This is a genomic window from Enterococcus canis NBRC 100695 (assembly GCF_001544375.1).
Classification (GTDB): domain Bacteria; phylum Bacillota; class Bacilli; order Lactobacillales; family Enterococcaceae; genus Enterococcus_H; species Enterococcus_H canis.
Genome location: NZ_BCQJ01000013.1, coordinates 1 through 21,122 on the forward strand (window position 1 = coordinate 1; position 21,122 = coordinate 21,122).

The following is a 21,122-nucleotide window of genomic DNA, read 5'->3' on the forward strand; positions in this document are numbered from 1 at the left end:
GGATGTTTCTTTCCCAACATCATTGACAAAGAGCCCTGAAATCGATAGTTACTTACACGGCTTTTCTTACACTCCCACTTCAACTAAAACCTAAATTTTATTTTTTATCTATAGTTTCTAACTTAGACCTTTCGCAAAAAGTTATTATCTATATTTTTTCTTTTTATAAGCCAAGATAACAAACATACCTAATAAGACAAGAATACCAATAATAATCAATGCATCATTATTTTTTTCTCCCGTTTTAGGTAAACTAGTATTTGAATTTGATAAATTTTTATTACTCGAAGAACGAACTCGATTAGCTGGTTCACTCATATCTTTTTCTTTCGGCACCGCCGGTGTCACTACAACCGTCTGTGCTTTATCTCCAGGATTTTTATGCTCTACTACATGCTTTTCTTCTGGAGTATTATCTTTATTCTTATCTACTAAGTCTTCTTTTGAAGTTGCTGTTTCATACACTACATACGTTTTACCTGCTTCTAAACCAGTTACTTGACCAAATGCTAACTGCCATTCCCCTTTGCCTTCTTTTGACACAGTGAATTCTTTTGTTGCTGTTGCTTTGGCAGTTCCTACTACTTGATCCTCTTTCACCTCATACAGCTCACCGGTCACACTGTATACTTTTTCTGGGACTAATCCTTCATAAATAATTGTATCGATTACTTCTATACCAGCTACCGCTCTCCCTGCAGTCACTTCTGCCGCTTTTGTTGTACTAGCAGTTATATTGTCTGCTTTAACAGTTGTACGTAACGTTCCTGTCGGATTGACATATTCTGTTTCATCCGTTACTGTCAATTGATTATTGGCTGCTGCTACTTTATTTCCATTTGCATCTTTTACTGTTACTGTTCCATCTGTATTTACTGTAAATGTAATATCCGTTACCACTACGTAGCCTTTTGGTGCAGCTTCTTCATGAAATACATAATCTCCTGGTAACAGGCTTAATTCGTGATTTTTCCCTGCTTCTGATGTCCAACTTGCTACTTCTTTGTTACCTTGATTGATTTGGATCTTAGCACCAGCAATCTCTTCTCCACCAAGATTTACTTTACTGATTACTATATCTTTTTCTTTCAAGACATCTGGTTGATCTATGTCGATATGAATTACATTCTGAGTAGGGGTTGCTCTTCCACGAATATATTTAAAAATCCTAACATGAACTTGTGCTAATTGATCAGAATTCAGTGGGTTAGCTATTGCTTTTTGATAAAGATATTTGCCTTCTTCTGATTTTTTATTTCCAGCATAGAAACTAGCGTTGCTATATAAACCATTCGTGAATTCCCAAATTGCATCCTGTATTTGCTTATAAGTGTACCCTTCTATTATTCCATAATAGTACACTCCCTTAATATAATTAAAAATCTCTCCAGGTGTCTTATACGGTAATCTATTAAGTTTTGCTTCACTTAATACTATAAGGTCAAAAAGATTTTGTGAATTATCACGTTGTAACTCCTCATACTTCAATGCATTATTTTCTGAATTCGCTCCGCTTATTACTTTATCTAAATCTATACAAAATCCATCGATTATTTCTCCCCCATTGATTGGTTTCACTACAATTTGATTGTTGGAATCCATCCACACATTATGAGTAATATTCTCTGCCGCATAAGCTGCTATAGGACAGATTGCAGAAAAAATGATATTAGCAATCACTATAGCACACATTATAAATCTAGATAATACTCGATTTACTATCTCCATTCATTCTCCTCCTCATAAATATAAATAGTAACCATAAACATTTTTATATTTTACATACGACCACCTCCTTTAAAAACACGTATTTTTAAAATCAAAAAAACAAGCAAAATCTGTCTCGTTCATAAAGACAGATTTTGCTTGTTTTACGTACACTAAATAAACGCTATAAATAGCGTCTGCTCTGCTCTGCTCTGCTCTGCTCTGCTCTGCTCTGCTCTGCTCTGCTCTGCTCTGCTCTGCTCTGCTCTGCTCTGCTCTGCTCTCAGCATAATACCCTCCTTAACTTTGTCAAGTTAATTATAAAATATTATTTTTATTTTTTCCAGAAAAACATTTTTATTACATCGAATATCTACTGCCCACCTATGACTAAAACATAGGGTTCTAAGGATCTTACAAACCTATTTACGTACGCTACTTTGATACATATCGGCGTGCCCAGTTTGTCTCTACCGTATAGCTCATTTAAGACCACAATACTACGTCATTTTCTGTCATGATTTGCGCCCCAAGTAAGAAGGTCCTACGCCTTTTATCGCCATAACTACAGGATAATCTGGCAATTGCGCAGCTGGGTGATTCATCTACAAGCGTAACTGCTCAATAATCCTAGAAAGAGTGTTTAACAATTCGATTGTTTGCATCATCAAATTTTTGGTCATTTTGTCTTTAGGGAAAAAGAGCGATCATTTTTTTAGAGCATTCAAAATTAATGTGAGTTTATCTTGAGAAAGTCGTAATCTTTACACACAGCGCAAAAGTACATTGCCGATTCAATTTGCTGTAGTGTGACACGAACGTACTGAAAAACAGCAGTTCAACCTGCATAAAACAAACGCTGTAGATGAGCAGTTGGTTGGTAGACTAAATATGGCGCGAAAGTTCAAAAAAGGAGTACCTAACCAAGAGTGTCATATAAACCGTGTAAGGAACCATCAGTCCAAAGCAAGTGGTTGCTTAACGGTTTTTCTTAATAACTTTGAGGCTGAGAGAAAAGTGTTTAGCCCCAAGAAATAAGAAAGAATTTCCGAAGGAACTGCTTTTGTCACACCTCATTTCCAAAGTCATTAAACAAAAGAACAAACAAGACTAGAATGAATTGTTTGCTCTAAATAAATCATTTTACTTTTTATTCCAGATCAATTATTTACAATACTTTCTGCTGATTACTTAAATACATAAATCGTTGGTAAGGTGCTTGATAGCATTTTGCAAGATCTCAAGGGTGATAAATAGCTTTAACTTGATTCGTTTTTCTCTAATTATTTAATAGTTTAAGATCATTTCTCCCAGCTATTACACGGAACATTGCACCATATACTGGGTGGGCCCTTACCAAAATTGAGTACTTCAATTTCAATTTGAAAAACATCCGCAAACAATTGTAGCCAAAAAGGATTTTTTGTTATACCGCCTGTAATGCGAAAAGTTTCAATCGATTTCGATTGTTTATCATCCATATTTTCATAAACATTTTTTAGTGAAAAAACAATGCCTTTCATAATTGAGCGAACAATATCATCACGATTATGATAGGCGCGTAAACCAATTAACGATTCACTCAGCGTTGGATCAAAATAAGGATTTCTTTCTTCAAATAAATATGGTAAAAAATTAATACCTCTACTACCAACTGGACTTTGCTCAGCCAATTCAGTAAATGTTTCAAATGATTCTTCTGGTGCAACGATTCTTTTAAAACACTCCAATGAATATTCAGCAGCAAGCGTTACATCCATTTTATAATTCACATTCGATATAATAGAATTAAAATGATGGTATTTACCTAATTCAGTTAGATTTTTGTCCGTTTCATAGATCAAGACTACTCCTGAAGTTCCTACAGGAATTAATCTTTGTAAATCTTGATCAGAAATATTTGCATAAGCACCGCAAACATTGTTTGCTCCACCTAAAACAAGTTCTACTTTACTTGTTAAATAGACAAGACGATAGAATAGGACTTTCTATGTTGTTAGGTATAATGTGAGAATTATTTCAATATGACATAATTGAGATTTCTCAAAAGCAACTTAAAATTATTTAGAGAAAGGAGAAATTATGAAAAGAATAATTAAAATATTTTTGTTTTTCAGGCGTTTTATTAATAGGTTTAGGTACTTTTTTAGTGCTGGAGCAAGTGTATATGCCTATGATTTAGAAGATCAGTTACTATTTGAATCTGATGTTACTACAACAAGTGAAGATCAATCACAATTGAGATTATTGCTAAGCGATGTAGAAAAATATATAGACTTCAATGGAGATAAATTTTTAATGTTGAGAATGCTCTTGCCAACAATGTAAGTCAATAAGTGATTGCTATTGGAGAAACTTATAATGATATGCTTAATGACGAATGTCAAGGAAACATAGGGAATATTAACAGAAAAAACGTGCTATAATTAATGGTTTGTCTCATTATGGAAATTGGTGTGGTAAAGGAAATAATAGTAAGAAACCTATAGATGTATTAGATGGACAATGTAAAAAGCATGCTAAGTGTTGTGAATCTAATGGTCAATGGAATTCTGAATGTGACAAACAGTTAGTTTGGAATATTGCAAAAAGCTTTGGTGCTATAAATAAAATTGATTGGCATGCTAGAACCTATGCTGTGGCTGCAAAAGTATTGTTTGCGGAAAAAGTTGGAGGAACAACATTGTTAAAACACCAATTCCTGCATTGGCACCATTTTTACCATAGGAGAGTATCTAATGATTAGTAATTGGAAAAGTAGTGATTTACTAACGAAAGTCGGACTAGCTATTGCGGGGTATGTTTTCTATTATCTAAAAAATGGAAGTATGCTGTGATTTTTACATTTGACTGTATTGTCCTATTCACTATAACCTTAGGATTATCTGAAGCACTTTGGTATTACTTAGATAAATATTTTAATATTGATATTTCTAACAGATAAAATATTGTTGAAGAAAATAGTTGTTATGCAATTTATAAAATGATTATGTATCTAAAGGTTGATTATTGCTTATGTTGTCGCTTCTTTGATTTTTGAGGTGATACATATAGTTTTTAGAATGTTGAAAAAAATATATTTATTTATTCGTTTGTTAATGTTTTTTATCAACGTTAATTAGTATAGCACAAAAAATCATCAGATTTCAGCAAACATTGGTGGATTGTATTGCAATAGCACATATTGCTGCAAAAGTAATCAAGAGAGAGCCCTTGTTTTTAGAACCTTTCGTCATCTTCATATGCGAGGTCTGATTCAACAGAATCTTTGCGACCCCATTTGAGCGAAGAAAAACAAAAAGAAAAAAAGAAAACGCCGAAGCATTTCCTTTCAGTGATTTAATGGAGACCACGCCATTGACTTAGAGCCTAAATTTTTCAATACTATCTTGATTAAATTTCGCATAGTATGCTATTCTATGCAATAAAAGAGCAGCGGGTTTCCTTGAAAGACTTCCCCAAGCTTCTGGAACCGGCTACTCTTTTTCTGGAGTGATGTTGTTTACAACATCTAATATATTATATGTTACATAGAATCCTTGTTTTTTGCAACTAATTGCTAATCGTTTTTTACTCTTCTTAACGTTACTTATTTTAATCAATATAATTAGTAATCCAGTATTGATTTTTGATAACGTTTTATCCAAAAACCAAAATTCTCGCGACTTTAGTTGCTTAGATGAACCCGCTTGATTGAAGGATAGCTCTGACTTTTCAATCAGCATGTATTAAGCCTATGCATTATGAATCAATTACTCTTCCGTGATTAAGTTTCACAATACGATCACCTTCCTTAGCAACTGTCTCATCATGTGTCACTACAATAATGGTCGAGCCTTGGTTATGTGCTTTACGTAGTAAGCTTAAGACATTTTTTTCATTTTCTTCATCCAAATTACCAGTTGGCTCATCCGCCAAAATTAGACGCGGAGAATTAATAATTGCGCGAGCAAAACAAACCCTTTGCTGCTCACCACCAGATAATTGTTTTGGAAAATGGTACATGCGATTCTCTAATCCAACAGATTTCATGGTTTCAATAACCTCTTTTTTATCAACAATGCTATGATAGTATTGAGCGAGCATCACATTCTCAAGAGCATTTAAATAGGGAACCAAATGAAATTGTTGAAAAACAAAACCAATCTTATCCCGACGAATAGCAGTTAATTCTTTAGGCTTTAATTGGGTTATTTCTTGATTGTCAAAAATAATCGTTCCTTCACTGGCATTGCTGATACAACCAATTATGTTTAACAACGTACTTTTCCCTGATCCAGAGGACCCTACAATAGACACCCACTCCTTCTCGTAAACATCAAAATTAATTTTTGATAACGCATAAACATCTTTATATATTTTAGATACGTTCTTCATTTCCAGAATCTTTTTCACTATTATTCCCCCTTTAATATCTGCTCAATAGTTATTTTTTTTATCTTTCTTAGAGGAATTAATGTAGAAAAAAAGCTAATACACATCATTACACCTAGGACTAATAAAAAAACCCACCAATACAAGTGACTTTCTCTTAGAAAAAATGTTGCTGACACCCATTTTGTTCCCAAAATCCCACCAATAAGCCCTAGTACATAGCCAATGCATGAAATTAATAGATTCTCACGCATAAACTCTTGGTAAATCATTGTTTCAAAAGCCCCTAGTGTTTTTTTCAAACTGATTTCTTTCCAACGCTCAGAAATCATTGCATAAGATGTGGTGAATAAAATTAATGACACTAATAAAGCCACAAAAATCACAATAACTAAAAACAAACGCGCAATTTTTTTAAACACTTTATCTTGCGCCTCACTAATTCGACTTGCTAAACGCGCTTCAATAGTGCCAAATTTTTTATTGATTGTTTGACTTAACTGAATGAGCTCATCTTTGTTTCCTTCTAAGTTTGCCTCAACCACATCCACTTCTCCCACCTGACCAAATAACTGATTACCACCAGACCAGTTCATAAAAAGGCTGTTTTCTTCGTTTCCTCCAGTAGTAACAATCCCACTTACAACGAAATTATCTGACTTTAATCGGGAATCCATATCTGTTTTATCTAAAATAGTCTGTAATTTAATAATGCTACCTACCTTAATTTCACTAAACTCAGCAATTTCTTTACCAATTAACAAATCATGGCTGGCTTTAGGCCACTTTCCCTCTACCCTCCAAGAAGTATTGTTCGCTTTTACTTGATTTATATCTGTTAAACTTAGTAAATAAGGCTGTTGGTTTAACGTAACTGTTTCATAATGGTACGGTGCCAAACCAACCAATTTCTCATCACCAATGGTTTTTAACAAACTATCGACATCTTTTAAAGTCAAGGGACGTTTTGCGTCTTTTGATACAAAAATCATATTAGCACCATACGATCGAAAGGCACCAGAAAATTGATTAGGAATATCAAAATATAATGTTAGCAAGCTGAAAATAATTGCTGTTCCAATAATCAAAGATAACAAAGAAACTAAAAAACGTCCTCTTCGATTAAAAATAGCCTTAACAAGCAACTTTCTCCTCATGTTCATTGAACTTAGCTCCTTCCATGTAGCACATCTGCTGGGTTAAAAGTCCGTAAATAATGAATCGTTGGAATACTACCAATCACAGAAATAAACAAAATTAGCCCAATCGTTAAAGGAACCGAATAAATTGAAAACGGAACTCCCGAACCAAAGACAATATGCCCAATAATTTGTGTTACGCCTTGCCCTAAAATAAAACCAATCACACCTGCCACACAATTGATCAAAAAAATACTTGAAAGTAATTCCCAACAAAGCATGCCCATTGTAATACCAAGAGCTTCCTTCAGACCAACTTCAATATTTCGTGACATTAATGTAACGGATACTAGATTAGCCGCCCCAACTGCTGCACCTAGAACACTAATAATTGAAACGAAAATCAGAAGTAGCTTATTTTTCTCTAAAACTTTTCCTTCTGACTCAGCAATTCTTCTGACGGGTTTTGCAACCACATCTGGCATCACTTCTTGGATTTGATACGCAATGGAGCTAGCGTAAGCTGTGCAATACCAAATTTCCCTTTCCTTCACTGTTAATTGATTAGGATTAATTGCCGCTTTTTTGGCCAATTCATTATCTGGTGTCGTTAATGCGCTTACATCAAATTTAGAAACTTTGCCTGTATTACCAGACAATTGCTGAGCAACCCTTAAATTGACAAAAAGGCGTTGGTCATCCCCCTCACCAGAATGAAAAATCCCCTTGATTTCGAGCTTTTTTTCAGTTCCTATACCTTTCAAAACAATTATATCGCCAATTTGCCAATTTTTATTTTTAGCTATACCTTCACCAACTAGGAGTCCTGTAAGATCGTTATCTTTTAACCAGGTTCCTTCTATCGCCCACCATTTTTTTATTTTTGGAAGGCCTGTTACCATCGTATCATTATTGGTAAGCGTCAATTTTTTATTAAACCAAGTACCAACCATTTCTACCGGTTGATGAGTTTGATCTATTTGTACTGAGGTTATTAAGTAAGGAGCAATATCCAAAATATTAAATCCCCAAAACATAGATTTTACCTTTATAATATCTTTTTCATTAATAAAACTGTCCCTTTGTTTCATATGTTTCTTGGTTCCATATAAATCGCTAATAATTTCTGTAGTTTTTGGTGTTACCTCGATGTTAGCCCCATAACTTTTTAATTCCAAATTTATTTTCTCTTGAATACCAAGCATGGTTGACAGCATAGAGACCGATAGAGTGATACCAATAATGGTAGTCACACCTATCAGCAAGGAATGTCTCTTATTTCTGAAAATAGAGTGTATCATTATTTTTATTAAGAACATCTCCTTGCCTCCTTTCAATAAATATATTCTAAAATGATTATCTTTCTTGCTTGCTCTTATTAAAAGCAATAAGTAACAAAATTCTTTGCAGAATACGTTTCAATATTCGTGATTTCTCATTTTTAATAGAGCAAAAAAAGAACTGGCAACGAGAACCTTCTAGCCACACCTATGACATCCATGTAAAAAACTAGCACCCAAGAGATTATTAATACTCCTAACGTGCTAGTTGTTTCGATTATGATACGATTTTGGATACTGTAAAATATAGGTGCCATCTTTCCAAAATCAGTCATCCTATGCTTCAAGATTTTCACTTAAAATATAAAGAGGAAACCAAAACAACAACACAAATATCTATCTTAACTATGAGAAGCTTTCCGCAATTAATGATAAACTACCATGAAACTCACCAGCCTAATCAGACACAACATTAAAATTGTTTACAGGAGGGAGCTGCAATACTGTTAACATGAATCTTTTTTGAAATTGGTCATTGTCAGATTTTGTTCAGTCCCCCCTCAAAGTTTACCAATTAATGTTATTAGGCTATTTAAAAGTTGTTTCATGTTTGCTCAAATCATTCTCATGAACAATTATTTTTTGTTTATTTATGTCATACGCCAAAGGAATTGGATTACACCCTCCCTTAAAACCAATCGTGGCTTTGTTCATAACTACATCACAAAGTTTACAAACAATTGTATCCCCTCGTTGAATATATCCACTAGCTCCACAAATTTCACACGCATCTAGTCCCACACCGTAAGCTCCTTCGCTTTTTTGTATCACAATAAATCTAATTGGAATTCCGCTTTCTGTAATATACTCATAACGATGTAAATCCCCATCTGAAACTTTAGATAAAGGAATAATAATATCACTACCTTCGATTTCATAAGGTTCTGGTTCTGATAAAGTTTCTTCCTGTGTTGTCGCTCTTTTTAAAATTGTTGTACTTAGCAAAACTAAAAACATCATCATAACCAAAAAAATTAGAGCTCGTCGGTTTTTTCGATCCAAAGCGATGACTTTCCTTCTTTCTGCAGCAGTCATATTGTCTACATACAGTGGCTGCGTTCTCTTCTTTTTATTTAAACTTATGCAAAAGAAAGATATCACTATCAACAAAGCATAAACCGACCACAATTGCTGATTTATTAACAAAGAAATTACTTGAAAAATGTATGGGCTCCCGTCGAGCAGTATAGTTTTTTGATACAACCAAAGCATCCCTAGTCCAAATTGTTGAAATAAAAAGACTATCAATATTAAATTTGAAAAAAATTTTTTTTCTTTATCCAACATAGTTGATACACTTTTTTTTAAACCAATTACCCAAAGCAAAATGAATAAAACTCCTAATAAATTGCCTGAGATTTCTAGCACTGAACTCTTTTCGAAAAGTTTGTGCTCATAAACCGAAATCTTTGAGACTGTGTCATATAGCTTTAGACTAGCTTGAACAATTGTTAACACTAAAATTCCAATTAAACTATATTTTTTTATTTGGTTGGACCTATTTTGCAATAGAAAACTTAAATAGAAAAGACATATGAGCAGGATTAACACCAAAGATAACAATTTTAAAAATTCGGATTTATTAAAAAAATTCGGAATACGAACAAACAAAATAACTAGAGAAGATAGTAATAACGCAGAAATTGTTGTCTGTTTTTTCAGTTTCTTTGATTGAATTAACTGATAAAAACAAAAAAGTACAGAGCTCAGCACCAAAAATGTTTGGATATATAGAATAAAGCTCTTAAACACTTCACTTCCTCCTTATAAACTTTAGCATAATAATAAAAATGACTTACGATTTTACTTCAATTAGGTATATGGAAATGTCAGAAATCAAAACATTATCAAGTATTAAACATGCTCTGCAAAGAATGCTTTAACAATGCAATAGAGCATTCCTTATTGACCGTAATTTTATCCTGATAGATAAATAATTACCTTTCTTAATTAAGAAGTATTACCACTTGGGGCCCTCCCAATCAAAGAGCCATTCTGTTTCAATAGGAGTTGTCCAAAATTTACCATTTACACCAGTTTCTTTATCTACATGAAGTAAGTATTCATTCCCTGGAGCACTGATTACAAATTTCACTTTATACGTACCTAACCCCTCCTCAAATTTAACATTCGATCCATAGTGAGGGCCATCAGAAGCATTCATTGGCATAAAAGCTACTTCCTGAACTACATCACTACCTTCTTTTTGAATAATTGCTTTGACACCTAATCCAGGAACAAATTCATCTTTTCCGTAACCTAGCATCTCAGCACCTTCTTGCGTAGCAGTAATATCCGCCTCAATATGCGCATCAGCATCAGCTTTGGCAAGACTATTCCCTTCTGGTTCCATATCTACTGGCTGAAAATACACAGCTGCAATATGCAATGGTCCTTTTTCAACAGAATCACCAATATCAAATTCTTCAAATCCAGCTACATCTTTAGGTGATGCCACTTCAGAATCATCACTCTTTAAATCATGTTCTTCCGTAGTACTTTCATTTACTATAGTCATCTTCTCCTCACTCATATTTGTTACTTTCTCTACTGTTTTACAACCACTCAGAGTGAAAAATAATAGCAACATACATGCGGTTAAATAAAAATAATTTTTTCTATAATCTTTCATTTTTTCCCCCACCTTTAGTAGATTTAATAAACATCATTATAGTAATAACCAGCAAAATAAGTTGTGGTATAAGCGACTCATACATATCATAGATTCCCAAAAAATCAACACTAAATCCATTCATCCATGGAACAAACGTTTGCGTGACCACGTCAGCCTCTTGCAATTCCGATACCCCCTTCCCTAAAAATGAAAAACACATAATAAACATCAAAATGCTAGTTCCATAAAAAAATGGTTTTACTGGCAGTCTTACACTGAATTTTGTAACTAAAACAAACACAAAAAGCAGAATGAGAACTGCTAAACCTAACCCATACCAAATATACTGCCTATTCTCTCTTACAGTAGTTTGAAGTCCCTGAAAGAATAAAATTAACTCTGCCCCTTCTCTTGCCACGGCTAAAAATGCTGAAAATATTAACGCTCCTTGTGAACCCGTTGAAACAGAGATTTGTGCCTTTTGAGAAACATATTTATTCCAATTTTCAATTGATGATTTCGACAACATCCAATTGCTCATATAAAACAAAACAGCTACGGCTAAAAACATAGTGATACCTTCAAATAATTCTTGTGCCCTTCCACTTACTACATCTCCTAAAATTTGTGCAGTATAGGTGAAAATAATTGCTAAAATAACACTAAAAACAACGCCTAATCCTGTTCCTACATAAACTTTCTTCACTAATTCTCCATTATTAGTTTTTACTAGATAGGCAATAATTGCAGAAATGACTAGAATCGCTTCCAATCCTTCTCTTAGCGTTAGTCCAAACGAAGAAATAAAAACAACAGAGCTATTATTAACATTTTTCCTTGCTTGAGTTGAAGTTTTTTCTCCGTTGGAATTGTCTAACTTAGTGGCATCTTCCAAAAGATTAATTTTTAACTCTTTGATCGTATCGCTTAACTCTTCCTCGTTTCCTCGTTCCACACTCAAGCGTTTAGACAAATGAAACAAAGCTTCAATATTTTTTACCCTCCTTCCAGAGATATGTGTTTTAACGGTTTTTTCGAACCCCAACTTCTCATAAAACTTGAAATAAGCAGTGTTAATATCTTCTTTAGCTTGGACCATATCTCCGGAAAAGTAACTTTTCACAGCTTTATCCAAATAAATATTCATTTCCGTGGCAACTTCAGTCCAATTTTCATAAGATTCTGCAAAAACTTGCTGATTAAATGTAAGCGATGACAACAAAAGCAAACACAAAACTATCTTTTTCATGTGTCTCTTTCCTCCTCGTATATTAACTCCCACCCTGTAGGATGATTTTACACGTATGCAAACAATATAAATTAGCAATCTTGTTAATGAAAATTCTCTTGAGCATGGACACTGAAAACGCTATTCTTACTTCAAAATAGATACAGTAAATTCAAAAGTTCTAAAGATTCAACCAATCTGATGATGTAAGTCTTATTATATTGGCATTAAACACATAAATCCACATATTCGGGAAAATATGAAATGCTCCAGATTCAAAACACTATCTCCTCATTATGTCCGAAAAAGTAACCATAATATGTATTGGCATGATTTAACAACTTTAGACCCTAAACAATTGAGAATTATTCTCAATGCTAATAATACTATAACATTTAATTTTTTTCTACCTAGTATTTCTATTACAAGATGGTTAAATGCATTTACTGTTCAACTTCTTTACTAATCAGCTTTTCAGAATTATAATATTCTAGTATAGAGATTCTGTTGTTCAGCTATCTATTCCTATCTGTTGCTACATAATAATTAACTGAGGTGTGAGAGATTAATGGACAAGAAAAAAAGGAAACAGTGGCAAAAAGAAATTAGGATAAAAATAATGAATTTAATGGATGCTAATCCAGATTGGATGACGCGCAGTAGTGATGATTGTGTTGTACAGAGAATTAAAGAACTTCGTATAGCACTTGAATGTGTAGGGAAACTATACTCACGCTCTATGGATAAGTAAATTGATGGATTTTATTTAATAATTAACTGTTTTAAACATATCAATTGAACTCATTATATAAGATAGGGGTGATAATCATGGAAAACACTCTTATTATTGCTTTCTCGCTTATTCCTGTAACTATATTTATATATTTCTTAATTAAGGATTTAAACCTCTTGGGTGATAATCATAAAAATCGTAAGAAAAAGTGATGCTAAAACTTAGGTTTATAAAAATGACTGCTTTTCTTAACAAAAGACATCAATTAGGTCAGACTGATATTGTAATAATCCAAAACAGCAGCCTCTGCAGAAATGAATTTATCATTTATTTCTTAATCACTCCCCAATGAAATATTCCAAACTTTTATGTCTGATTTTATGAACACTTCATTTGGAAAAAAGAACTAAGAAATCACTCAATTGCGAACTAAGAAATCACTCAATTGTTTTGAGTATTTTTTAGCTCTTAAAGATTAATAGTTGGTGTAGTTGCCAAAAACCTTATCCATCATCGTTTCTATACTAGCGTTTGTCATCAAAAGATTACAACGGATACAACAGAATTTAAATATTTCGAAGTAAACACTATCATTCGTCAGAAAAAACTTTATTTAGATCCATTTATGGATCTATTCAACAGTAAAATCCTCTCGTATAGAATCTCTGAAAAACCAATGCGGTAGCTGTCATGGAAGATTTAGAAGAAGTGATCGAATTTTGTGAACTACTCACCACTGTACTTCAAAGCATTAGCATAAGCTAAGGTTTGACTAGGTTTCTCTGCCAAAATAACTATACTTATTTGTATATTCACCTCACTTGGCCCTGCCATCTTTCCTGAAAGTAACTTTTTCTTCCGTTTTTTGGATTTCTACAAATATTTTCGAATGGTATTCATCCAATTTGATGTAGCAGAAAGTAACCGTAAAACATCTACTTTTTTTCATTATCTTGGACATCATAAAATAGAGTATAATCATCTTCCATTAGATACCTAATATTTGTGCTCACATCTAAACGATAAGATAAACTTGTTCCAATTAGTGGACTGTTTTCCAATTTGTCATACATCAATGTATCCAAATTCATAATAAATTTTTCAATATTTTTAGGATATATGCCTAATTCTCGCTTATAAAAAACAGCTTCTTCTACATCTCTAAGCACTTGCCGTGCAACATTCACAGTATAACTCATCATCAAATACCTAAATTACTTTTAAATTCTTCACGAGAAACAGATTTTTCATTCCGTAAAGACTGATAGCCTTTCTGAAGCTCCTCAAATAATCATAATGTTGCTTGTGTTTTTCTCCATTCCTCAATATCTACCACCGCATAAACAGCCGTTCTATTACGTGTTAAGATAACTTGTGAACCAACACTAACATCACTCAAATTTTGATTATAATAGCGCATATCCGATACAGGCATAATGTTTTCCATAAAGAACACTTCTTACTTAAAATTTTACTTAATTATACCGTGATTGACTTTTTTCTTTAAGTTTACATACTGCCTTCCGTAATTAAATCATGATTACCACTTTATTTTTTCTATAAATATTGTATCTCTGACGGTAGAATCTAACAGTTCATCAATTGATTCCAGTTTTTTCAACTTCTTTATCAGAAAAACCATTCAAAAATAAATCAAGGGCATATTTTAAACGTGGATCATCTTGTTTAAATTTGTATTGCCGGCCTTTGAATTTTCCTTTTTTCTTAGCTATTCAATACCTTGAGCTTGTCGTTCTTTAATACGTTTAATACGTTTACGTTCAGATCCAGCTTAATACACTTATATAATTCAATCACTAAATTATTAATCAATCGCCTAAAATTTTCATCTTCAATCCTACTCACTCATTGAAGGTAAATTTAAAACTTCCAGGGTTGCCCCATACATTCGAATTTGATTCATATGTTCTGTTAATTCTTTGTTGTTTCGTCCTAATCGATCTAATTCAGTAACAACAACTATATTTCCTTAACGAATATAGTTAAGCATAGCTTGTAATTGAGGACGTTCGACCGACTTACCACTTAATTTGTCTGAAAAGATCTTAGCCCCCTGTAACGCTTCTAATTGTCTATCTAAGTTCTGGTCTTTGCTACTAACTCGCGCATAGCCTATTTTACTCATAATTAGCCTCTGCTATATAATCCTTTCTTAATTTTATTTACTATAGCCATCATTAGTATTCCCATACCCTAACAAGAGGGCAAAAGAGCAAGCATTGGGTATGTGTACACGCTAAAATGCAGTCGCATTTTATTTGTTAGGTTCCGCCTAATACCGACAATAACCAATCAGTCTAGCAGTCTTACCTTTTGGTAATTCGTTCGATTGTGAGTGTTTGATTGTAATCGTAGGACTTCAAAATCAATCCTCCTTCGTAAAAATATTGTGTAATCCACCGAATAAATCATCTTTTTCAGAAGATAAAAGTGAAGAATTAGTTTCTTAATTTGTTCTTCTTTGGTTGGTGCATGTTTATTAAAATCATCTGCTTTTTTATTTCAGGCTTAAAGGAAAATTGATAGCCAACGACAGGCTTTCCACGACTTTTTCCGTATTTCTTTTTGATTGTTAGTCCTTTGAAAATAACAGTTAGCTCTTGTCGAATAGGCCTTATAGCTCTTTTATCAATAGCGGTTACGCTATAACTATTGGGACTAGAAAGTTGATCTCTAAAATCATCGATTGAAATAATAAACTTCCCTATAGTTCTAAATTACTTTAGCAAACGAAACGCTGTTTTTGAATATTTACTGGTTAGTTCGTTATGTTGTTGTAAGCTAAATCTCGTCCAGTTGGTTAAATCATGAAAATATTCTCTAAACTCCGGATTTAAAACAATTTCAACCTCTTGTAAATCTGTAAGAATGGAAAACCGAGTAAACAAAATAAGAAAATCAAATCGCTTTTGAATTTCCCCCACAACCAATTTGCATTAGTTTTTGCATGTTCTACTCACATCACGTAAAAATTCTGCTTGGTGCATAGAATATTTGCTTAATCTTTGTAGGTCACTGAAAGAAATCGAAACTGTATTATCACCATTTTTTACGTAACTCATCACGTCAGTATGTTTTGTTCTACAGCATTCAATTTTCGTAAAGGAATAGTAGTTCACATAGACCTCATATTTTGAGCAAACAATACAAATCGGCCTGTTTCTTCTCACTAGTTTTTTTGCTACCATCTTTTATTCTCAAAAATTTCATGACTAAATAGCGGTTTTTATTTATAACAAAAACATAATGGGCATATTCAACTGCGAACAATGTTTATTAATCTGGAATTTGGAATGAGTATAGTATGGGAATTGCTGATTTCACAAAAAAGCACCTAAAATTTCTGAGATTGTGTTTTTGGGTGCCTAATCCTAATATTATGAAAGGAGACGTTCTTGGGATCTTCTAGGCGCTATAATTCTCGAACTGATAGAAAATCATTCTATTGGTCCTTTTTGAGTATGAAAAAACAAAACATACAGAAGCTCCATTAGAATTGAATCGCCACAACATAATCAGATGAGAACCAGAATTTTCTTAATCAATCATCTGATCACTTATTAAACATAAAAAACATCGGCTCTTTGTCAAGTCGTGCTAACGAAAATCCGATTTTTTTGATCAATTAATTAATCAAAGTAAGATAACAAAAAATCTGAATCAGAATAAGGTTCATTCTGACTCAGATTTGATTTTACGCAACTTATCAGTACTTATTGACAAAGAGCCATTATCTTTTGGATTTTTCTTTACCAACATCATTTGACAACTAGTCATTATAGCCATACAAAAAGAATAACAGATTCCCCCTGAGTTTATAGAACCTATTACTCTTTTTCTGGAGTGATGCTGCTAACAGCATCTATTAAATTTTACACAATATCTTCATTTTTGCAACTATCTTACTTTACACCTTTTTTGATGTAAAAGCATACTTAGTCTGCCGTAATTTTCCAATTCCTAAGCTCTGAGTACGCTTTTACGTAAAACTGTAACCCACTCATGGTATAACCCGATCATTCGTATAAAACAATTCATTACAAACACATCAATTAGATTGCAATGTACCCTGTAGGACTCGAACCTACGACCGGACGGTTATGAGCCATCTGCTCTAACCAACTGAGCTAAGAGCACAAAATAGCTTGGCTGAAAACACATCTCACAAAAACTAGCTCTTTATTCCCAGTTCTTCTTTTAAAACCGTTTGAATAATATTCGAAAAACTAATACTTTGTTTTTCTAAAGCGTCATTTGAAACATATGGAAGCTCCACATTATTTGGATCACCACAAATAATATAACCTCTAAAACATCTTTGGCGTTAATCATAGCCTCTTTTAAACTCTCACCATTTGTATAACAATTATCAAAGTTTATAAAATTCACATAATAAACCCCACACCATCTTCTCCTAGTAAATATATCGTCATAGTCTTCATCTCAATAAAAGAATAAGATATATAGATAATATAGACGATATATTCATAGATATTTATATATATTAATTAACTGTTGTTCCCTATTTATACGTATCATTATACGCGTTAAAAACACGTGTACCAAATTGCAAATCAAAACTAACATCGAAAAGGTTTAACACTCAAAAATTGACAATTAGGCGCGCCTCTCTAGATTTGATGCTTACATTCATGAACACTGCCTCCTAGAGTTGGACTGCCACCATCTTTTCACTTTTCTATGCTACAAGTATACAAAAAGACCGACTAGTATACCATTCTTCTTTTTATGTATAAGATATAAGTTGCAACGGAAAAACTGAGGAGTGTGCATCGATTAAACTAGAGGACAGTTTTGTTTGATTCCTCCATCTTTCGCGATACTATTATAACACATGATTTCGATAAAAAAGTATACGTTAATTCTTTTCCCTACTTTTTTAGTCAATAAAACCACACCATGCTTATTCCTCTACATTGCCTTTTACGGTTCGCAATGTTGACTTCTAAGCGATAACGCTACTAAATCACGTAAAAAGGCGTCTCTGTTCATTTCCACGTGAATACATTCCAATATACCATCTTCAGTTTTGTTTACGCGGCCACACCTCACGTGCGGGGAAGGTCACTTAAAATCGGAGATTTAATGTCACTCTGGCTGCTTTATCTGCTGTCCGTTCCCATTTGCAATATTATGTTAACTAACACTTTTTGATTTGATATCATATTCTGGAAAAAAGAACATCATGATAAACTTCTTTTCTTGGTTGAAAAATTAAACACTTTTTATCTGCTTGAGCAACCTTTTTCGTACATACGCTTTTTTCAGTGCCGTTTTCAATCATTTTTTAGGTTAAACAACGTTTCTACTTTTTCACTTTTGATTTTCTTTCTCCCATACTTCTTTTTCTACCTTCACTACGGCAAGCTTATCCTTATTATATTGAAACAACGCAATAGCCAATTTCTGCTTTCCGGTAATTTTTTTGAAATACTTATTTCTCTCAAAGTATTGATATACATTTTGAGAATGCCGACTCAACTTTATGTAGTCCCCATCATGCAATTCTACATTATTTATGTCACGCATTCTTCTGCTCCTCCCCACTGTCCTGTTGTCATGCTGATATTCACTAATTGTATCCTCTAGTCTCTAGCCGAACTTTGACCTAGTAAATAACTTAACAATAGTGTCATGGTGAAAAACAGCGCTCCTACAATTATTTTGAGTATCATTATAAACTCTCCTCTTAAACAAAGGCCGCGGGTTCTTCATTGATTGTTGAGTAACGGATTAGATTACACTGATTTTCTGGATTCCCAAAACATTATACCATGAGACAAATAATTATGCTATGTCCCCCCTTGTATATTAGAGTTAGGGTTTTAACCTTCTGGTTTTGATTGGATAACCCTATGAACCATCGTTATTTTAATTTGGTATTAACTCATTTCTTTTGAGATAATATATTTATTGGATTGAGAGGCTAAGCCGTTCTCCCCTTGGGTCATTGAACCCGCACTCGAGAGACTGGCTCCTCTCTCTGATAATTGGATTGCGTATGAGTTAGATGTTGAAAGTCCTTACTTTACTCCGTATCTCGTACAAGGTAGTGACGCTTTTCAGTTGAGTGGATTTCAATCCAAAATTCTTTTTTTGAAAGGTCAGATATACATGTACTTTTTGGGCATTGATATCGGTAAACGCACTCACGTTGCTTCTATCATGAACGAGGAAGGAAAGGTATTACTAAAAGGTTTTTCATTTCCTAACACCACTGAAGGAGCAGAGTCATTAATTGAGCGAATGGTCGACTATTCCGGAGCACCCAGTGACTTTGTTATAGGGATGGAAGCCACGGGGCACTATTGGCTGTCCATCTTTTCATACCTTCACGAATCAGATTATTTGATTCACGTTGTGAATCCCCTTCAAACAGACGGATGGCGTAAAGGTACAGAAATACGGAAACGAAAAAACGATATTATTGATTCTGTTTTGATTGCTGACTTAATGCGCTATGCTCATTTGTCGAAACGGTCTTATCTGATGAAAATGTTTTTTCTTTGAAACAACTTTCTCGTTACCGAACTTATTTAGTAGGTACAGCGAGCGACTTCAAAAGAAAAATTATAGCCGTATTGGATCAAGTCTTTCCAGAATACGCGGCGATTTTTACCAAGCAGAGCGGTTTCGGAAAAGCTTCTAAAGAGTTATTGCTGGCGTTTAGTGCCCCGATTGACTTAGAAAACATTTCCTCAGAAACTTTGGCCCAATACTTAGCTGAGTTAAGCTGGAACCGAATCAAGGCAGAAAAAGCGGACCAATTGAAGCAAGCAGCTTCTAACTCCTTTGGAGTAAAATTTGCTCAAGAAGCGTTCACCTTCCAACTACGTTCAATGATTGAACAATTAAAATTCATTGAAAGCCAAATAAAGGAAACGGAAAGAGAATTCAAGCACATAATGGACACTTTAAATTCTGTTATTCTCACAATTCCTGGAATTGGTCCTATAAACGGTGCGACTATTCTTGGTGAGATCGGAGATATTCAAAAATTTTCTAACCCGAAAAAACTCGTTGCTTACGCTGGGATAGACGCTTCCGTGACACAATCAGGGCAATATGAGGCAACGCATAATGTTATGAGTAAACAAGGGTCTCCATATTTGCGAAAAGCCTTGTTTTCGGCGGCTTTAGTAGCTTCTCAATGTGATCCTGTTTTTAGTGCGTTTTACCAGAAAAAAGTTTCCGAAGGAAAACATCATCTAACTGCCTTAGGTGCGGTTTCTCGTAAGCTTTGTTACGTGATTCATGCTATTTTGACTAAAAACGAGCCTTATATAATTGATTCTGATTAGCTATTGAACATTCAAAAAAACTAATGGTAAGAAGCTTATTTGTTGTACCCTTTTTTCGGAATTATCTGTTATAAAATATTTTTTGATTTGGCTAATTTTTACTTGACTCTATATAGTTAGTCTCTCTAGAATTAATTTTCTAGTACTTCTTTGTGTTCTTTTGTGACATCCTCTAGATCGTCTTCCGCAAATTCTCCGCTTTCTTCATAAACATCCCGAACATTCCCTGTCGTTACATGTGATACATAGAGCCTCAATGATGGTTCCCACGATGCCTATACCACATTTATATCGCTCTTTTTTTGCTAAATATAGATTAAACTTTTTTGAAAAACTAGAATAAGGGTAGTGTCAATAATTTTGTGTAAATAGATATTCTAATAGCTAGTTAACTGGTTTATTCAAACAAGCATGGATTCTAGTGTATCTTGGTCTTGCGAAAAGCCGCAATGACACCAGTCATCATATTTAGTGTTGTATTCTAAAAATTGTGTAACAAGAAAACGATCCAAAGATTCCTTGTTTGAAAATTGTTTTTTCTTGATGGTTCGTTTCAAATGTTTATTGAATCCTTCAATTAAATTTGTTGAGTAAATGCTGCATCGAATACTTGACGGAAACTCTAAAAACGTCAGTAGATTTTC

Annotated in this window: 17 protein-coding genes, 1 tRNA gene and 4 pseudogenes; 5 read left to right on the forward strand and 17 right to left on the reverse strand. The window is 33.6% G+C overall.

The annotated features are described in order from the left end of the window. Positions 1 to 144 precede the first annotated feature (144 nt). Both ECA01S_RS12610 and ECA01S_RS12615 read right to left on the reverse strand, forming a co-directional pair. Positions 145 to 1,728 (reverse strand): SpaA isopeptide-forming pilin-related protein, encoded by a 1,584-nt coding sequence (locus ECA01S_RS12610; protein WP_010744397.1) that lies wholly within the window; start codon positions 1,726 to 1,728, stop codon positions 145 to 147. Positions 1,729 to 3,008: 1,280 nt separating this feature from the next. Continuing rightward, positions 3,009 to 3,551 (reverse strand): FGGY-family carbohydrate kinase, encoded by a 543-nt coding sequence (locus ECA01S_RS12615; RefSeq protein ID WP_010744395.1) that lies wholly within the window; start codon positions 3,549 to 3,551, stop codon positions 3,009 to 3,011. A gap of 238 nt (positions 3,552 to 3,789) precedes the next feature. Here ECA01S_RS12615 and ECA01S_RS12620 point away from each other — a divergent pair, with 238 nt between their 5' ends. Both ECA01S_RS12620 and ECA01S_RS14400 read left to right on the forward strand, forming a co-directional pair. Then, positions 3,790 to 4,035, forward strand: a complete 246-nt coding sequence (locus ECA01S_RS12620) for a hypothetical protein (RefSeq protein WP_010744394.1) — start codon at positions 3,790 to 3,792, stop codon at positions 4,033 to 4,035. 106 nt (positions 4,036 to 4,141) lie between these two features. After that, complete coding sequence (locus tag ECA01S_RS14400) at positions 4,142 to 4,453, forward strand: phospholipase A2 family protein (RefSeq protein WP_033646955.1); 312 nt, start codon at positions 4,142 to 4,144, stop codon at positions 4,451 to 4,453. A 730-nt stretch (positions 4,454 to 5,183) separates the two neighbouring features. Here ECA01S_RS14400 and ECA01S_RS14470 read toward each other — a convergent pair. The 7 genes from ECA01S_RS14470 to ECA01S_RS12660 form a co-directional block, all read right to left on the reverse strand. After that, on the reverse strand, positions 5,184 to 5,432 hold the full coding sequence (locus ECA01S_RS14470; RefSeq protein WP_010744393.1) for a hypothetical protein: 249 nt from the start codon (positions 5,430 to 5,432) through the stop codon (positions 5,184 to 5,186). 16 nt (positions 5,433 to 5,448) lie between these two features. Further along, positions 5,449 to 6,102, reverse strand: a complete 654-nt coding sequence (locus ECA01S_RS12635) for an ABC transporter ATP-binding protein (RefSeq protein ID WP_010744392.1) — start codon at positions 6,100 to 6,102, stop codon at positions 5,449 to 5,451. A 2-nt stretch (positions 6,103 to 6,104) separates the two neighbouring features. Beyond that, positions 6,105 to 7,244 carry an ABC transporter permease gene (locus tag ECA01S_RS12640; protein WP_010744391.1) on the reverse strand — a complete coding sequence of 380 codons (1,140 nt, stop codon included), beginning with the start codon at positions 7,242 to 7,244 and terminating at the stop codon, positions 6,105 to 6,107. A 5-nt stretch (positions 7,245 to 7,249) separates the two neighbouring features. Further along, positions 7,250 to 8,539: an ABC transporter permease gene (locus ECA01S_RS12645; protein ID WP_010744390.1), complete on the reverse strand. Its 1,290-nt coding sequence runs from the start codon at positions 8,537 to 8,539 to the stop codon at positions 7,250 to 7,252. Between the two features lie 549 nt (positions 8,540 to 9,088). Beyond that, entirely contained in the window at positions 9,089 to 10,312 is a 1,224-nt protein-coding gene (locus ECA01S_RS12650; protein WP_010744389.1) for a Fe-S-containing protein, read from the reverse strand. Positions 10,313 to 10,520: 208 nt separating this feature from the next. Beyond that, a complete protein-coding gene (locus tag ECA01S_RS12655; RefSeq protein ID WP_010744388.1) occupies positions 10,521 to 11,192 on the reverse strand; it encodes an iron transporter in 672 nt (223 codons plus the stop codon). Further along, on the reverse strand, positions 11,179 to 12,423 hold the full coding sequence (locus tag ECA01S_RS12660) for an FTR1 family iron permease (RefSeq protein WP_010744387.1): 1,245 nt from the start codon (positions 12,421 to 12,423) through the stop codon (positions 11,179 to 11,181). The genes ECA01S_RS12655 and ECA01S_RS12660 overlap by 14 nt, the downstream gene beginning before the upstream one ends. Before the next feature lie 547 nt (positions 12,424 to 12,970). Here ECA01S_RS12660 and ECA01S_RS12665 point away from each other — a divergent pair. Both ECA01S_RS12665 and ECA01S_RS13965 read left to right on the forward strand, forming a co-directional pair. After that, positions 12,971 to 13,153, forward strand: a complete 183-nt coding sequence (locus ECA01S_RS12665) for a hypothetical protein (RefSeq protein ID WP_033646960.1) — start codon at positions 12,971 to 12,973, stop codon at positions 13,151 to 13,153. Positions 13,154 to 13,616: 463 nt separating this feature from the next. Next, positions 13,617 to 13,852, forward strand: a pseudogene (locus ECA01S_RS13965) (IS3 family transposase); the annotation flags it as partial. A 218-nt stretch (positions 13,853 to 14,070) separates the two neighbouring features. On the opposite strand, the gene ECA01S_RS12670 reads toward ECA01S_RS13965, so the two are convergent. The 7 genes and pseudogenes from ECA01S_RS12670 to ECA01S_RS12690 form a co-directional block, all read right to left on the reverse strand. Then, a complete protein-coding gene (locus ECA01S_RS12670) occupies positions 14,071 to 14,322 on the reverse strand; it encodes a type II toxin-antitoxin system RelE/ParE family toxin (protein ID WP_231371781.1) in 252 nt (83 codons plus the stop codon). A gap of 104 nt (positions 14,323 to 14,426) precedes the next feature. Continuing rightward, the gene (locus tag ECA01S_RS14585; protein ID WP_231371780.1) at positions 14,427 to 14,582 is read right to left on the reverse strand and encodes a hypothetical protein; all 156 of its coding nucleotides are present in this window, start codon (positions 14,580 to 14,582) and stop codon (positions 14,427 to 14,429) included. A 151-nt stretch (positions 14,583 to 14,733) separates the two neighbouring features. Next, positions 14,734 to 15,281: pseudogene (locus tag ECA01S_RS12680) on the reverse strand (recombinase family protein). 313 nt (positions 15,282 to 15,594) lie between these two features. Next, positions 15,595 to 15,864, reverse strand: a complete 270-nt coding sequence (locus ECA01S_RS14855; RefSeq protein ID WP_080279505.1) for a RepB family plasmid replication initiator protein — start codon at positions 15,862 to 15,864, stop codon at positions 15,595 to 15,597. Positions 15,865 to 15,873: 9 nt separating this feature from the next. After that, positions 15,874 to 16,080: a replication initiation protein gene (locus tag ECA01S_RS14860; protein WP_161634586.1), complete on the reverse strand. Its 207-nt coding sequence runs from the start codon at positions 16,078 to 16,080 to the stop codon at positions 15,874 to 15,876. Between the two features lie 1,139 nt (positions 16,081 to 17,219). Next, positions 17,220 to 17,293: transfer RNA gene (locus tag ECA01S_RS12685), tRNA-Ile, on the reverse strand. Between the two features lie 1,197 nt (positions 17,294 to 18,490). Further along, positions 18,491 to 18,706, reverse strand: coding sequence for a hypothetical protein (locus ECA01S_RS12690; protein WP_010744382.1), 216 nt, complete (start codon positions 18,704 to 18,706; stop codon positions 18,491 to 18,493). A 585-nt stretch (positions 18,707 to 19,291) separates the two neighbouring features. Between ECA01S_RS12690 and ECA01S_RS12695 the strand changes: the two are divergent. After that, positions 19,292 to 20,478, forward strand: a pseudogene (locus ECA01S_RS12695) (IS110 family RNA-guided transposase). Positions 20,479 to 20,879: 401 nt separating this feature from the next. On the opposite strand, the pseudogene ECA01S_RS13985 reads toward ECA01S_RS12695, so the two are convergent. Continuing rightward, positions 20,880 to 21,116: pseudogene (locus ECA01S_RS13985) on the reverse strand (transposase); the annotation flags it as partial. Positions 21,117 to 21,122: the final 6 nt, after the last annotated feature.

What these genes read in the sequence shown, in the direction of transcription:
- ECA01S_RS12610 (WP_010744397.1), bottom strand. Translation starts at nt 1,728, where the DNA reads ATGGAGATAGTAAATCGAGTATTATCTAGATTTATAATGTGTGCTATA.
- ECA01S_RS12620 (WP_010744394.1), top strand. Translation starts at nt 3,790, where the DNA reads ATGAAAAGAATAATTAAAATATTTTTGTTTTTCAGGCGTTTTATTAAT.
- ECA01S_RS14470 (WP_010744393.1), bottom strand. Translation starts at nt 5,432, where the DNA reads ATGCTGATTGAAAAGTCAGAGCTATCCTTCAATCAAGCGGGTTCATCT.
- ECA01S_RS12640 (WP_010744391.1), bottom strand. Translation starts at nt 7,244, where the DNA reads ATGAACATGAGGAGAAAGTTGCTTGTTAAGGCTATTTTTAATCGAAGA.
- ECA01S_RS12645 (WP_010744390.1), bottom strand. Translation starts at nt 8,539, where the DNA reads ATGTTCTTAATAAAAATAATGATACACTCTATTTTCAGAAATAAGAGA.
- ECA01S_RS12655 (WP_010744388.1), bottom strand. Translation starts at nt 11,192, where the DNA reads ATGAAAGATTATAGAAAAAATTATTTTTATTTAACCGCATGTATGTTG.
- ECA01S_RS12660 (WP_010744387.1), bottom strand. Translation starts at nt 12,423, where the DNA reads ATGAAAAAGATAGTTTTGTGTTTGCTTTTGTTGTCATCGCTTACATTT.
- ECA01S_RS12665 (WP_033646960.1), top strand. Translation starts at nt 12,971, where the DNA reads ATGGACAAGAAAAAAAGGAAACAGTGGCAAAAAGAAATTAGGATAAAA.
- ECA01S_RS14585 (WP_231371780.1), bottom strand. Translation starts at nt 14,582, where the DNA reads ATGGAAAACATTATGCCTGTATCGGATATGCGCTATTATAATCAAAAT.
- ECA01S_RS12690 (WP_010744382.1), bottom strand. Translation starts at nt 18,706, where the DNA reads ATGCGTGACATAAATAATGTAGAATTGCATGATGGGGACTACATAAAG.